Below are 12,912 nucleotides of genomic sequence, written 5' to 3' on the forward strand. Positions count from 1 at the left end.
GCGCAAAATCATTGCGGCACGGCGCGCTCGCCGTCCCAATTCACGTCACCTTCGACGGCCAACTTTTCGAGATGGGCGGCAACGGTTCGCTCGGCGAACTCTCGAACCGCGGAAACGTCCTTGTCGTAAGCCGAATCGGTGATATCTTCGAGCGTTCTCGCACCCGACCGCACCGCAGACCGAACGCGTCTTTCGCGAGCGAGTCGGTGGTCGATGAGTCGCCGAATCGTTTTCCGTGGGTGATCGATAACCGGTCCGTGCCCCGGATACAGTGCGTCGGGATTCCGGGCGTACAGCCGACGGAGCGAGGTGAGATACGCCCGCAGGTCGCCCTCTCCGGCGGCGACCATCACGCTCCCCTCCGCGACAACGAGGTCGCCAGCGATGATTCCGTCGCTTCCTGCGAGGGCGACGTGGTCGCGCGCGTGGCCCGGCGTTTCGATTACGGTTAGGGAACCCACCTTCGTTCCCTCGCGGAACGTTTCGTCGGGCGTGAGTCCGGTCGCGTTCTCGAACCGCGCTTCGCGACCTCGTCGCGCCCAAACGGTCGCGTCGCAGGTGTCGGCGAAGTGAGACACGGCGCCGACATGGTCGGGGTGCGTGTGCGTCACGAGGACGTGTTCGACGTCGTTTTTCGCGACCGTTCGGTCGAGTTCGTCGGTTCTCCCTGCCGGGTCAATGAGAACCGAACCGACAACGTAGGCGTTCGTCGTCCTGTGTGGAGCGACCGTTTCCGTCGGGACGGAGATGGGATTCATACGCGGAGAAAGGGTGGTCTACCGAAAAAGTTCCTCGTTCGTACTGGATGATTCTGATTAAATGCAGGACGAAGACGAACATCAAAGCGAGAAAAGAGCGAAACGTGGGAGGCCGAAGATCGGATGGCCGGATTGTGGAATCAGTTGTTCAGGAGGTAGACCTGCTTTCGAGCGTCGCGGAAACTGTGGCGCGAGACGATGAGGTCTTGTTCTTCGAGGCGGGTCAGGGCGTAGCGGACGGTTCGGTCGGGGAGGAGCGATTCGTCAGCGAGTTCGCCCTGCGTCAGCGGTTCGTCGGTCTCCAGCACCTTGGCGATGAGTTTCGCGCTAGGGGGGAGTTCACGCAGTCGTTCGCGGAAATCGCCTGCTGGTTTGGTCGCGGTCGTGCTCATATTATGATACCGCTTGACAGAGGTGGTAAAAGTTGGCTATATGGGTGTTCATACAATATCCACACCTTAATCGTGATTATATATCATTTTAATAATGTGATGGGTCGGGCAGAAGCTACTCTACGCACCCCGTCGTGTCTCACCCATGGAATCGATTCCGGACGATTACCGCGACCTCTTCGAGCGAAAAACGTTTGCGAATTTCGCAACCGTCATGCCGGATGGGACGCCGCAAGTGACGCCGGTATGGGTCGGCTACGACGGCGACTACATCCTTATCAATACCGCGAAAGGACGACAAAAGGAGAAGAACGTCCGGCGAAACCCGAAGGTCGGACTGGACATGCTCGACCCGGACGACCCTTACCGGTTCATTTCGATTCGTGGCGAAGTTGAGGAAGTGACGGAGGACGGCGCGGTCGAACACATCAACGAACTCACCGAACGATATATGGAACGGGACGAGTACCCAAATCTTGGCGAAGAACAGGGATCACGCGTCATCATCCGTATTCGGCCCGATCGCGTCGTGACGGGTGGGTAGATTGGACGACAGTTTTGTTCTCACTCCGTAACGCCGCGGTTGGAGTCCGATTTGTGGTCGGTTTTCGGTGCCTCGCTGTGGCGGTTGTACTGGCCGAGCACGCACCCACAGTCGGGACAGTGAACGACGAGTACCCGCTCGTACTCGTGCCGGACGAGTTCTTCCGCCGTAAATTTGCCGTTGCAGTGCTTACACGTCGGCATACTACTCCCCACGGTCCATACGCGAGCAACGTGCAAAGACGTTCGTGTGACTGATTTTCCGTTTGGCTTGCCTATCCGCTTTCAGTACCGTTTTATCCCCCCGGCGAGGTACAACCGTGTAGAAGAAAGTGTGAAGGGACAGGAATGGTATCAGGCGACAGAGGTGGCCGAGGAATACGATGAGAAGCGATTCTCCCGTGGCGGACGGCTTATCGACCGCCGTGAGAAACAGGCAGTTCTCAACGCGATCGGGCCAGTCGAAGGAAAACGAGTCCTCGAAATCGCCTGTGGCACCGGCCGATTTACGGTCATGCTCGCCGAACGAGGAGCAGATATCATCGGACTCGATATTTCGTCGGCGATGCTCCAACAGGGACGCCACAAAGCCCACAACGCTGGCGTTGACGACCATCTGGAGTTTATGCGCGGCGACGCGGCCCGCCTTCCGTTTCCCGACGATTATTTCGACACGGTGTTTGCGATGCGGTTTTTCCATCTCGCGGACACACCCGCGTCCTTCCTGAGTGAGATGCGCAGGGTGGCCAAAGAACAGGTCTTTTTCGATACGTTCGCCGGGCCGAGTACGCGAAGCCTCTACAACTGGCTTCTGCCGATGGGGTCGCGGCTCTACTCGCTTTCCGACGTGGAGAAGCTGCTGTCCGAAACCGGTCTTCGACTCGTCGGTGCAGAACACGATTGGGTGCTTCCGTACGGCTTCTACCGCAAGATTCCCGACGCTATTGCGGAGCGAATCCGCGAAATGGATACGACCCTTATCGACTCGGCCATCGGCGACCACCTCGCGTCGGTTTCCTACTGGAACGCGCGGGTTGAGTAGGCGCGTGCCGAATTACTTTTACGCATCCGGTATCTGAAAAGTGGATATGAACCTGTCCGTGGTGGTTCCGACGCTCAACGGTCGCGACCCCCTGAGCGCTAGCCTCGACGCGCTCTCCCGGCACGCGCCGGACGCCGAGATCATCGTCGTCAACGGGCCATCCGCGGACGGGACGACCGGGATGGTGTGTGACCGCGGCGACGTGAGCGCCTTGGTCGAAATCTCCGACCGAAATCTGAACGTCGCGCGGAACGCCGGAATCGCCGAGGCAAGCGGCGACGCGATAGCACTCGTCGGGCAGAACGTCACTATCGAAGAGTCGTGGTACGACGGCGTCACGCGGGCAATAACGGATGACGCGGATGTCGTAACCGGGCCTGTGCATCGGATGGTCAAGGCGGGAATGACGACCGAGACGGTAGAGACGCGGACGATTACGGGGCGGGACGTAACCTACTTTTCGGGCCGAAATGTCGCGTTCAGTCGGGACGCAATCGAGGCCGCGGATGGTTTCGACGAAAACTTGGAAACCGGCGGCGCGCGCGACTGCGCGCACCGCCTCGCCGCTCTCAATCGGTCTGTCACGTGGTCACCGCCGGTGAGCGTGCGCCGGGACGAGGAAGAGGACGAGGGTATCGAGCGCGATTGGGGTATCAAATATCGATCGCTCGCCTATCGAATGACGAAAAACTACGGCCTACGTCTGACCGTGTTCAGACGGACAGTACAGGATGCCGTGGCCGACGCCCGCGAAGCGGGTCGGGATGTGGCGTCAGGTGAGACGAAACCAACCTTCTGGGTGAGTTGCGGAAAGCGCGTCTGTAAGGGGATCGCTATCGGAACGAAAGACGGCGTCCTCGCGCGCCTGCGCGACCGAAGCGACACTCGGAATCCCGCCGGACTGTCCTCGCGGGCAGATCGCGCGGTCGAACGCTACGACTGGCGATAGCGCACAAATGAGATACTGGAACGACAATTGCCGAAGATAGCTCGGTAGCCTGTTGGTCAGAATAGAACCGACTTTGACACGGCGACGACTGCTGATGCAGGCACCAAGCCACGCCCGAACTCACGCAACCACTCGTGGCGTCGCCACTCGTTCCTTTGCTCGTTCGCCCGTTCCCAGCCAACCGCCCAATCCAAAGCCAATTGCCGTTTTCGGATGAAAACCCGTTTTCCGATACGCGATGGCACGTCCGATCAGTCACTTGGCGGGCGAGTGCGTCGCATTCGCCCGCCTGCGATTGCGCTGCGGTTGCGCTGCGATTGCGGAGGCGGGAGGTTGCAGGGGCGGTTTGATTGGAGTCGGCAGTCGCTAGCGACATTCTTGAAACCCATTTCCACTGATTCCGCGCAAAACCACCCGAAGCTTCATCGTCTACAGTATTCTCGAACTGCATCGATTGGACCCGAAATTCGATGGCCACGAACTTCGAAAACGCCAGTCCAACTTCCAGGTTCCCGAAAACGCCAGTCAAACCACCGACTTCCCGAAAATACTACTCCACGGAGAGTCCGTCAACGACGCGCGACGGGTTTTTCGTGAACACTTTTCGCATGGCGTCTTCCGGAACGTCTAAGGTCAGAATTTCCATCACGGCGACGTTTGGATGCGCGTTCGGGGCGCCACTGCCGAACAGCACGCGGTCGGGATGTTCCATGACGGCACGCTCCAACTGGTCGCGGTAGCGAACGAAACTCGTGTCCAGATAACAGTCGTCGGAGGAATCGAGCAGGTTGATCGCGTCGTCCATCAAATCGCGGTTCAACGGGTAGCCACCGAAATGGGAGAGGATGACGGGAAACGACCGATCGAGAAGGGTATTCGCGGCGTCGGTCGGCGAAAATCCGTCGCCCGCGTGGACGAGCAGTGGAAGGCCGACGTCTTCCAGTTGGTCGAGAACCTCCTCGTCCGGGAGACCGTCCTGCACCGGGTCGAGTTTGAAGCCGTGAAACCGGTCGTCGTAGGCGTACTGTTCGATATCCTCGGGCGAAGTTTGCCAGTCCTTCCGGCGCGCGCCGAAGTTCCGCAGTCGGGCCGCGGTGCTTCCGGTTGGGTCGCGGGGGCCGTTGATTCGAGCGAAGGTGACGAACGGGCGTTCGACGCTTCGCCGAGCGACGGCGTTGTTCGCGCGAAGGTAGTTTTGACCGTCTTGCGGTTCGGCAAAAACGACGGTCGAGACGACGCCCGCTTGGTGCATCTCGCGTTCCAGTTTTTCCGGCGAGATTGCCCGCCCGCGCGTCGTGACCGCTTCTTCGACGGGGAGACGGGAATGAACGTCAACGACGCGAAAACGGTGTTCCAATTCCAGCATCTGAAAATTCCTCCCGCGTAATGTTATTTGAATCTATCGGTCACGCGATTCGGGTTCCGGATGTGCATCTTCGTGTCACTCCCCGAACGCAGTAGAAACCTTTATATAGAATATCAATCATTCGTTGTACTGATGTCAGAATCAGGCTTCGGACAGCGACGCATGGGCGGACGACCGATGTTCATCCTCAGCGAGGATTCCCAGCGAACGCATGGTCGGGACGCTCAGTCCTCCAACATCGCCGCGGGAAAAGCGGTAAGCGAGGCAGTACGAACCACGCTCGGCCCGCGTGGGATGGACAAGATGCTCGTCTCCGACGACGGCGACGTGGTCATCACCAACGACGGGGCGACTATCCTCAACTCGATGGACATCGAGCATCCCGCCGCACAGATGATCGTCGAGGTTTCCCAGACACAGGAGGACGAAGTCGGCGACGGCACGACGACGGCCTCAGTGCTTGCGGGCGAACTCCTCGCCAAAGCTGAGAACCTCCTCGAACAGGACGTTCACGCGACGACCATAGTGGAAGGCTACGCACGCGCACGAGATATCGCGCTGGAAGCCATCGACGACCTCTCGCTCGACGCCGACATCGACGACGAGATTCTCAAGCAGGTCGCCGAATCTAGCATGACCGGCAAAGGCACCGGCGACATCAGAACCGAGCGACTCGCGGAAGTCGTCGTCGACGCCGTGCGCCACGTCGAAGGCGACGAGAAGGTCGAACGAGACGACATTCGCGTCCACACGCAGGTCGGTTCGAGTTCCAGCGCGACGGAACTCATCGAGGGAATCGTCACCGATGCGGAACCCGCGCACAAGAACATGCCGCGCTCCGTCGAGGACGCCACCGTCCTCGCCACCGACGGTACGTTTAGCGTCCGCGAGACGGAAATCGACGCGGAGTACTCCGTCGATAACGTTGACCAGCTTACCGCCGCAATGGATGCCGAGGACAACCAGCTCCGCGAACTCGCCGACGCAATCGCGGACGCCGGCGTCGATGTCATTTTCTCGCACTCCTCCATCGACGACCGAACCGCTTCCTACCTCGCCAAGCACGGCATCCTCGCCTTCGAGGACGTCGACGACGACCTCACGTCCGCCATCGCACAGGCCACGGGCGGCAAGCGCACAGGCAAACCGGACGATGTGGACGAGGACGAACTCGGCCACGCCGACAGCATCCGCGTCGAAAAGTACGGCGACGAAGGCCTCGCCTTCGTCGAGGGCGGCGCGGCCGCGAAATCCGTCACGCTGTTCGTCCGCGGCGGCACGGAACACGTCGTCGACGAACTTGAGCGCGCGCTGAACGACGCGCTGGACGTCGTCTCCGCCGCGGTCGATACCGGAAGCGTCGTCCCCGGCGCGGGTGCGAGCGAAATCAACATCGCGGGCCGTGTCCGCGACGAGGCTGCGGGCGTCGAAGGCCGTCAGCAACTCGCCATCGAGGCGTTCGCCGACGCAGTCGAAGTGCTTCCGCGCACCCTCGCCGAGAACACGGGAATGGATCCAATCGACGCTCTCGTCGACCTCCGCGCCGCGAACGACGACGAAGCGGGCCGCGCAGGAATCATCTCCTCCGGTGAAACCGGCGAAATCGCAGACCCAGTCGAGGAAGGCGTCATCGACCCCGCCGCGGTCAAACGCGAAGCGGTCGAGAGCGCCACCGAAGCCGCGACGATGATCGCCCGCATCGACGACGTTATCGCCGCGAAATAGACGCAAGCTAGCAGTTCACCCCGCTACGATTTTTTGCGTTCGACATTGTTCCAAGTAGCAAGCCCTATCCGCCGAGGGTACCAACCCAATCCCGATGAGCGAGCGCGTTGTTTCCAGTCGCCCCATCTTCCTCGCAACCGCCACGGTCGTCGTTCTTCTCGCGGGCGCAATCGGATTCGTCGTCGGTACGACCGGCCAAAACCGCGGGGCGACAATGGATATTTTCGGTGTTTCGCTGTTCCAGATGTCGCCCGTGACGATGGCGCTGTTCGGCATGATTCTCACGACCTGCGTGTTAGCGTTGGTGTTCGGGCTCGTCACTTACGCATCTCGATATGACACCGAACGGACGACGTGAACAAAAATGTTATTTTGATTGAATGACTTCCGTTCGGTATGGCAATCGAATCCTCCGCCCGAACCGATCGAAGTCGAAATCCGACGCGTGACACGCTCGCGGTTTCTCTCACGATTCTGTTGGCGAACGTGCCGACGCTCTTTTCCTTTTACGTCGCAATCGACACCTACGGTGCCGAAACGGGAGTCGGATTTTTTAGATATCTGACGACGACGATGAGCGGCGCTCTCATTTTCGCGGTGCTCTGGACCGGCGTCGTCTTCTTTGCGTTCGGTCCCGCGCTGGCGGGGTCGTGGAACCGCCGGTGATCCGACTCGGCGAGAACAGTTAAAAACGAGCGAAAGGGTACCACGCGTATGGGACAAGGGACGCTCGGTTTCTGGGAATCGGTTTCGTTCGCCCTCGGTGGCATCATCGGCGGCGGAATCTTCGCGGTGTTAGGTGTCGTCGCCAAGGTTGCGGGGCCAACTGCATGGCTCGCGTACTTCGCCGCGGGCATCGTCGCGATGTGTACCGGTTACTCCTACGTTAAACTCAACCAGTTGAGCGATTCACAGGGCGGTTCGGTAACGTTCATCGAGGAGTTCATCGGACGACCGATGCTGGCAGGAATGGTCGGTTGGATGCTTATCGTCGGTTATATCGGCACGATGGCGATGTACGGTTTCGCCTTCGGCGCGTATTTCGGACAACTATTCGGTCTCTCCACGATTCCCGTCGTCGGATTGCCGACTCGCCCCGTCATGTCGGTGCTCGTCGTCGCCGGATTCGTCGGTCTCAACGTCATCGGCGCCCGAGAATCGGGCGTAGCCGAGGACGTGTTGGTCGCCCTCAAGGTCGGAATCGTCGTGTTGTTCGGCGTAATCGGAATTTGGTTTGCCTACACACAGGGACAGTTGAAACTCGGTATCGAACGCGCCGTGCGTCACCCCGCCGGGCCGTTCGTCGCCGCCGCCGTCTCGTTCGTCTCCTTCGAGGGGTGGCAACTGCTCATGTACGACCAAGATCGCATCGAAAACCCGGTCGAAAACATCACGAAGGCGGTGTACCTCTCGATACCCATCTCGACGCTCGTCTACATGGCCGTCGCGCTCGTGACAATCAGCCTCGTCAGTCGGGGACAGGTCGTCCGACACCCGGATGTCGCGCTCGCCATCGCGGCCAAACAGTTTGCGGGACAGATCGGCTACGTCCTCATCGGCATCGCAGCCCTCCTCTCCACCGCGAGCGCCATCAACGCGACGATGTTCAGCACCGCGCTCTTCTCGAAGGGAATGCTTGCAGACGATCTCCTTCCCGACAAAATCGGGGATGCATCCGACGACGGACCACCGACGCGCACCTTGGTCATCATCGGTCTACTCACGGCGGTGTTCACGGCCTACGGGAGCCTCGAGGCGATAACGGAGTTCGCGTCTGTCTCCTTCATCGTGGTGTTCGGCGCGATGAGTTATCTCGCGTTTCGCGAGCGCGATAACCCGTCGATTACGGCCGTCGTTCCCGCAATCGGCATGCTCGGCAGTGCCGTCTTCCTCCCGTTGCTCCTGTGGCATCTCTACACTACTCAGCGCGGAATTCTCGCGTTGGTGGTCGGTATCACCGTCTCCATCTTCCTCCTCGAACTGGTCTACTTCGAGCGCAAATCGATACTGCAAGGAGTGCGGAACGTGGAAAAACGAATTTAGACCGTCGGCAGTTCCCAGTCGTACCGAATCGCCAGTAGACGAAGGCCCAAGACGATGCCCGCGCAGGCAACCGCACTTTTTTGCGACCCGACTCCAACGTCCACCAACAGCCAAAACGCCAGTCCGCCGAGCAGTGCACAGGTCGCGTAGAAATCCTCGACGAGAACAGACGGAACGTTCTGGAGGAGCAAATCACTGATGAGGCCGCCGCCGACTCCGGTTACGGTTGCGAGCAGAACCACTCCGAACGCGGTGAGTCCGGCGTCGTGAGCCACGAGCGCGCCGGTTGTGGCGAACGCCGAGAGGCCGATTGCGTCCGGGATTCGGACGACCGGACGCTCGGTCAAGTCGTCGCCGAATCGTGAGAGAACCACGGCGAGCGCAACGCCGACCAGTGCGACGCTCACGTCGCCCATCGAGCGAAGCGCGACGGGCGTCGCGTTCACCAGTAGGTCGCGGGTGACGCCACCGCCGAGAGCCGTCATCACGCCGAGGACGCCCACGCCGAGCAGGTCGAGGTCGGCCTCACTGCCGCGGAGCGACCCGACGACCGCGAACGCCAGCAAACCGACGATGTTCATGATTCCGAAGGCGTCCATCGTTACCTCGCCCTTTGCACCCACATCGTCATCTTTCTAGTCGGATTTCGTCGCCGACGGTGATGCCGAATGCCTCGTTCCCCCGTCCTCGATTGACGGCGAGTTCGACGTTGCCGTGGCTTCCGACCGTCACGAGTCGCTGACCGACTTCGACGTGCGCGTAGGAGGGTTCGACCGACGATGGCGCGCCGTCCACTTCGATTTCGTTCACATCGTCGAGGAAGTCGCCGGGGACGTTCGTGATGGCGTTGCCGAAATCGTCCACGACGAGGATTTCGCCCGCCGCTTTCGATTCGCTGACCGTCGGTTCCGGAAATTGCAGGTCGTGGAACTCGTCGGCGGGAGCGGTACCGGGAAGGTTTTCGAGCGAATCGACGCCAATTTCGTGGATTCGGCCCGCGGCGGGCGCGAACACGTCCCGTCCGTGGAAGGTCGCGCTGTCGGTGCTTTCGTATTCGATTTCGAATATTTCGGGGTCGCCGAGCTCGCGGGCGACTGGAAGCAAAACGCCGTTGTCGGGCCCGACAAACGCGTGATCGCCTGCTCTCACGACAATCGCGGCCCGGTCGGTTCCGACGCCGGGATCAACCACGACGAGGTGGATTGCCGGGGGGAAGTACGGAAGCACTTCGCGGAGCCAAAAGGCGGTGGTTCGAACGTCCTGTCGCGGGAAATCGTGCGCTACGTCCACGAGACGGGCGTCGCTGTGCTGGAGGAGGACGCCTTTCATCGCCGCGGGATACGGCGTGCCGAAGTCGGACGAGAGGGTTATCATACGCCGTTCGAGTCGGTTTGGCTGACGCGCTGGATGCGCTCGATGCCGCCGCTTTCTTCGATAACTTCGGTGACGGCTTCGGGGACGAGCTTCTCCCAGTCGCCGCCCTCGACCATCCGGTCGCGGACTTCCGTCCCTTCGAGCACGTCGCGGTTGAACATCGGCGATTGGCGAACCTCGACGCCCGCCTCCGTGAACAACTGGATGACGAGGGGATTGTTCGAGTAGGCCACGTCGAACTCCGGACTCATGCTTTGGACGTGGCTCACCCAGACAGAGTTCCTGTCCAAGTCCTCGATGGGAACGGCGTAGGTGACGAGGTCGGAGTCCACGAGGGATTTGGTAATCATCATGATTCGCTCGCCAGCCGTAAACGGGTCGTGCCGGGTGTGTGAGTTCCCGGCGCTCCCGATACCGAGGACGAGCTCGTCCACTTCTTCGGAAATCGTCTCGACCACGCTGTGATGGCCGTTATGGTAGGGTTGAAAGCGCCCGATGTAGAACCCGCGGGTCATGGTCAATTCGTCGGCCAGCGTTTTTATAAGCGTGACGAGTCGCGCCCGAGAAGAACGGCCGTATTTCGAGCGTTGCCGCGCGTTCATGAGAATCAGGCACATACAGTTGAAGGGAGAAAGTATATCAGTTCGCCAGCCTTCGTTTGAATCACACTGAACGAATTCTATGAGTAACGACACCGAAGCTCCACCACCGGAGCAGGAAACAGAGCAGGAAGTAGAAAGTCTCGGGAGCGATGTGGATGCCGAGGTTGCCGACGAAATTTCGGAGGACAACTTGCTCGGTGGGCTGGAGATAGAAAGCACGGAAGAGGTCGAAATTCCCGACCGGCTGGTCGATCAAGTCATCGGACAAGACCACGCACGCGACGTAGTGATGAAGGCGGCCAAACAGCGCCGCCACGTAATGATGATCGGAACGCCGGGTACCGGGAAGTCGATGTTGGCGAAGGCGATGAGCCAACTCCTCCCCAAGGAGGATTTGCAGGACGTTCTCGTCTACCACAATCCGGACGACGGCAACGAGCCGAAGGTCAGAACCGTCCCCGCCGGAAAAGGCGACCAGATAATCGACGCCCACAAAGAAGAAGCCAGAAAGCGCAACCAGATGCGCTCCTTTTTGATGTGGGTCATCATCGCTATCGTGGTCGGCTACGCGCTCCTCATCGCAGGAAGACCGTTGTTGGGCATCCTCGCCGCGGGTGTCATCTACCTCGCGTTCCGCTACGGTTCACGCGGAAGCGACGCGATGATTCCGAACCTGCTGGTGAACAACAGCGACGTGACCAGCGCGCCGTTCGAGGACGCGACGGGTGCACACGCGGGTGCCCTGCTCGGCGACGTTCGCCACGACCCGTTCCAGTCAGGTGGAATGGAAACGCCGAGCCACGACCGCGTCGAACCCGGCGCGATTCACAAGGCCAACAAGGGCGTGCTGTTCGTGGACGAAATCAACACGCTCGACATCCGCAGTCAGCAGAAGTTGATGACGGCGATTCAGGAGGGCGAGTTCTCCATCACCGGCCAGTCCGAACGCAGTTCGGGCGCGATGGTGCAGACCGAACCCGTCCCGACCGACTTCGTCATGGTCGCCGCAGGAAACCTCGACGCGATGGAGAACATGCACCCCGCGCTCCGCTCCCGTATCAAGGGATACGGATACGAGGTGTACATGGACGACACCATCGACGACACGCCGGAGATGCGCCGCAAGTACGCGCGGTTCATCGCGCAAGAAGTCGAAAAGGACGGTCGGCTCCCGCACTTCAACGAGCAGGCGGTCGAAGAGGTCATCCTCGAAGCCCAGCGCCGCGCCGGACGCAAAGACCACCTCACGCTCAAACTGCGTGACCTCGGTGGCCTCGTCCGCGTCGCTGGCGACATCGCTCGTGCCGAGGACGCGGAGTACACCACGCGCGATCACGTGTTGCAGGCGAAGCGCCGTTCGCGCTCCATCGAGCAACAGATCGCCGACGACTTCATCGAGCGCCGCAAGGACTACGAACTCACCGTCTCCGACGGCGACGTGGTCGGCCGCGTCAACGGCCTCGCCGTCATGGGCGAGGACAGCGGTATTATGCTCCCCGTGATGGCCGAGGTGACGCCGTCGCAGGGTCCCGGCCAAGTCATCGCCACCGGTCAACTGAAGGAGATGGCGGAGGAGTCCGTGAAGAACGTCTCGGCTATCATCAAGAAGTTCAGCGACGAGGATATCAGCGAGAAGGACGTTCACATCCAGTTCGTCCAAGCGGGCCAGCAGGGTGTTGACGGCGACTCGGCGTCCATCACGGTCGCCACGGCCGTCATCAGCGCGCTGGAGGACGCGCCGGTCGAACAGGACGTCGCCATGACCGGTTCGCTGTCGGTGCGCGGCGACGTGCTCCCCGTCGGCGGGGTGACCCACAAAATCGAGGCCGCCGCGAAGGCTGGCATCAAGACGGTCATCATTCCAAAGGCGAACGAGCAGGACGTGATGATCGAAGAAGAGTACGAGGAGATGGTCGAAATCATCCCCGTCTCGCACATCAGCGAGGTACTCGAAGTTGCCCTTTCGGGCGAACCCGAAAAGGACGGTCTCATCGACCGCCTGAAAAACATCACCGGAAGCGCGCTGGAACGCGAAATCGGCGGCAATACCGGCCGCCCCAGCCCGCAGTAGCCGACCCCGCAGAATTCGTTTTTACTATATTTTTGTACCCGTGAGTT

Annotated in this window: 15 protein-coding genes; 8 read left to right on the forward strand and 7 right to left on the reverse strand. The window is 60.5% G+C overall.

From position 1 onward, the window contains the following. Positions 1–8: 8 nt before the first annotated feature. Together LIX15_RS16725 and LIX15_RS16730 are read right to left on the reverse strand one after the other, a co-directional pair. A complete protein-coding gene (locus LIX15_RS16725) occupies positions 9–758 on the reverse strand; it encodes an MBL fold metallo-hydrolase (protein ID WP_227774341.1) in 750 nt (249 codons plus the stop codon). A gap of 140 nt (positions 759–898) precedes the next feature. Beyond that, on the reverse strand, positions 899–1,150 hold the full coding sequence (locus tag LIX15_RS16730; protein WP_227774343.1) for a MarR family transcriptional regulator: 252 nt from the start codon (positions 1,148–1,150) through the stop codon (positions 899–901). Between the two features lie 145 nt (positions 1,151–1,295). Between LIX15_RS16730 and LIX15_RS16735 the strand changes: the two genes are divergently transcribed. After that, positions 1,296–1,694, forward strand: a complete 399-nt coding sequence (locus tag LIX15_RS16735) for a PPOX class F420-dependent oxidoreductase (RefSeq protein WP_227774346.1) — start codon at positions 1,296–1,298, stop codon at positions 1,692–1,694. Between the two features lie 20 nt (positions 1,695–1,714). On the opposite strand, the gene LIX15_RS16740 is transcribed toward LIX15_RS16735, so the two are convergent. Next, positions 1,715–1,897, reverse strand: coding sequence for a hypothetical protein (locus tag LIX15_RS16740; RefSeq protein ID WP_227774347.1), 183 nt, complete (start codon positions 1,895–1,897; stop codon positions 1,715–1,717). Between the two features lie 130 nt (positions 1,898–2,027). On the opposite strand from LIX15_RS16740, the gene LIX15_RS16745 reads away from it, so the two are divergent. Beyond that, positions 2,028–2,735 carry a class I SAM-dependent methyltransferase gene (locus LIX15_RS16745; protein ID WP_227774349.1) on the forward strand — a complete coding sequence of 236 codons (708 nt, stop codon included), beginning with the start codon at positions 2,028–2,030 and terminating at the stop codon, positions 2,733–2,735. A gap of 46 nt (positions 2,736–2,781) precedes the next feature. Further along, positions 2,782–3,684 carry a glycosyltransferase family 2 protein gene (locus tag LIX15_RS16750; RefSeq protein ID WP_227774351.1) on the forward strand — a complete coding sequence of 301 codons (903 nt, stop codon included), beginning with the start codon at positions 2,782–2,784 and terminating at the stop codon, positions 3,682–3,684. Between the two features lie 550 nt (positions 3,685–4,234). Here LIX15_RS16750 and LIX15_RS16755 read toward each other — a convergent pair. Beyond that, the gene (locus LIX15_RS16755; protein ID WP_227774353.1) at positions 4,235–5,050 is read right to left on the reverse strand and encodes an amidohydrolase family protein; all 816 of its coding nucleotides are present in this window, start codon (positions 5,048–5,050) and stop codon (positions 4,235–4,237) included. A gap of 162 nt (positions 5,051–5,212) precedes the next feature. Here LIX15_RS16755 and thsA point away from each other — a divergent pair, with 162 nt between their 5' ends. The 4 genes from thsA to LIX15_RS16775 all read left to right on the forward strand — a co-directional run bounded on the left by thsA (position 5,213) and on the right by LIX15_RS16775 (position 8,818). After that, complete coding sequence (gene thsA / locus LIX15_RS16760) at positions 5,213–6,775, forward strand: thermosome subunit alpha (RefSeq protein WP_227776917.1); 1,563 nt, start codon at positions 5,213–5,215, stop codon at positions 6,773–6,775. 94 nt (positions 6,776–6,869) lie between these two features. Next, on the forward strand, positions 6,870–7,133 hold the full coding sequence (locus LIX15_RS16765; RefSeq protein WP_227774355.1) for a DUF7520 family protein: 264 nt from the start codon (positions 6,870–6,872) through the stop codon (positions 7,131–7,133). Positions 7,134–7,171: 38 nt separating this feature from the next. Further along, complete coding sequence (locus LIX15_RS16770) at positions 7,172–7,441, forward strand: hypothetical protein (RefSeq protein WP_227774357.1); 270 nt, start codon at positions 7,172–7,174, stop codon at positions 7,439–7,441. A gap of 48 nt (positions 7,442–7,489) precedes the next feature. Further along, positions 7,490–8,818 carry an APC family permease gene (locus LIX15_RS16775; protein ID WP_227774358.1) on the forward strand — a complete coding sequence of 443 codons (1,329 nt, stop codon included), beginning with the start codon at positions 7,490–7,492 and terminating at the stop codon, positions 8,816–8,818. On the opposite strand, the gene LIX15_RS16780 is transcribed toward LIX15_RS16775, so the two are convergent. From LIX15_RS16780 to LIX15_RS16790, 3 genes are read right to left on the reverse strand one after another with little or no spacing between them, the layout of a single operon-like run. Continuing rightward, a complete protein-coding gene (locus LIX15_RS16780) occupies positions 8,815–9,417 on the reverse strand; it encodes a trimeric intracellular cation channel family protein (protein ID WP_345411712.1) in 603 nt (200 codons plus the stop codon). The genes LIX15_RS16775 and LIX15_RS16780 overlap by 4 nt on opposite strands. 28 nt (positions 9,418–9,445) lie before the next feature. Further along, complete coding sequence (locus LIX15_RS16785) at positions 9,446–10,192, reverse strand: SAM hydrolase/SAM-dependent halogenase family protein (RefSeq protein WP_227774359.1); 747 nt, start codon at positions 10,190–10,192, stop codon at positions 9,446–9,448. Beyond that, on the reverse strand, positions 10,189–10,707 hold the full coding sequence (locus LIX15_RS16790; RefSeq protein WP_227776919.1) for a nicotinamide-nucleotide adenylyltransferase: 519 nt from the start codon (positions 10,705–10,707) through the stop codon (positions 10,189–10,191). The genes LIX15_RS16785 and LIX15_RS16790 overlap by 4 nt, the downstream gene beginning before the upstream one ends. A gap of 166 nt (positions 10,708–10,873) precedes the next feature. On the opposite strand from LIX15_RS16790, the gene lonB reads away from it, so the two are divergent. Beyond that, positions 10,874–12,865, forward strand: a complete 1,992-nt coding sequence (gene lonB / locus LIX15_RS16795; RefSeq protein WP_227774360.1) for an ATP-dependent protease LonB — start codon at positions 10,874–10,876, stop codon at positions 12,863–12,865. Positions 12,866–12,912: the final 47 nt, after the last annotated feature.

It is taken from the genome of Haladaptatus pallidirubidus, from assembly GCF_020700235.1.
Taxonomy (GTDB): domain Archaea; phylum Halobacteriota; class Halobacteria; order Halobacteriales; family Haladaptataceae; genus Haladaptatus; species Haladaptatus pallidirubidus.

Bases quoted from the DNA above. Each gene is read 5' to 3' on its own strand.
- LIX15_RS16775 (WP_227774358.1), top strand. From the start codon at position 7,490: ATGGGACAAGGGACGCTCGGTTTCTGGGAATCGGTTTCGTTCGCCCTC.
- LIX15_RS16790 (WP_227776919.1), bottom strand. From the start codon at position 10,707: ATGACCCGCGGGTTCTACATCGGGCGCTTTCAACCCTACCATAACGGC.
- LIX15_RS16735 (WP_227774346.1), top strand. From the start codon at position 1,296: ATGGAATCGATTCCGGACGATTACCGCGACCTCTTCGAGCGAAAAACG.
- LIX15_RS16780 (WP_345411712.1), bottom strand. From the start codon at position 9,417: ATGGACGCCTTCGGAATCATGAACATCGTCGGTTTGCTGGCGTTCGCG.
- LIX15_RS16765 (WP_227774355.1), top strand. From the start codon at position 6,870: ATGAGCGAGCGCGTTGTTTCCAGTCGCCCCATCTTCCTCGCAACCGCC.
- LIX15_RS16725 (WP_227774341.1), bottom strand. From the start codon at position 758: ATGAATCCCATCTCCGTCCCGACGGAAACGGTCGCTCCACACAGGACG.
- lonB (WP_227774360.1), top strand. From the start codon at position 10,874: ATGAGTAACGACACCGAAGCTCCACCACCGGAGCAGGAAACAGAGCAG.
- LIX15_RS16750 (WP_227774351.1), top strand. From the start codon at position 2,782: ATGAACCTGTCCGTGGTGGTTCCGACGCTCAACGGTCGCGACCCCCTG.
- LIX15_RS16730 (WP_227774343.1), bottom strand. From the start codon at position 1,150: ATGAGCACGACCGCGACCAAACCAGCAGGCGATTTCCGCGAACGACTG.
- thsA (WP_227776917.1), top strand. From the start codon at position 5,213: ATGGGCGGACGACCGATGTTCATCCTCAGCGAGGATTCCCAGCGAACG.
- LIX15_RS16755 (WP_227774353.1), bottom strand. From the start codon at position 5,050: ATGCTGGAATTGGAACACCGTTTTCGCGTCGTTGACGTTCATTCCCGT.
- LIX15_RS16770 (WP_227774357.1), top strand. From the start codon at position 7,172: ATGGCAATCGAATCCTCCGCCCGAACCGATCGAAGTCGAAATCCGACG.
- LIX15_RS16740 (WP_227774347.1), bottom strand. From the start codon at position 1,897: ATGCCGACGTGTAAGCACTGCAACGGCAAATTTACGGCGGAAGAACTC.
- LIX15_RS16785 (WP_227774359.1), bottom strand. From the start codon at position 10,192: ATGATAACCCTCTCGTCCGACTTCGGCACGCCGTATCCCGCGGCGATG.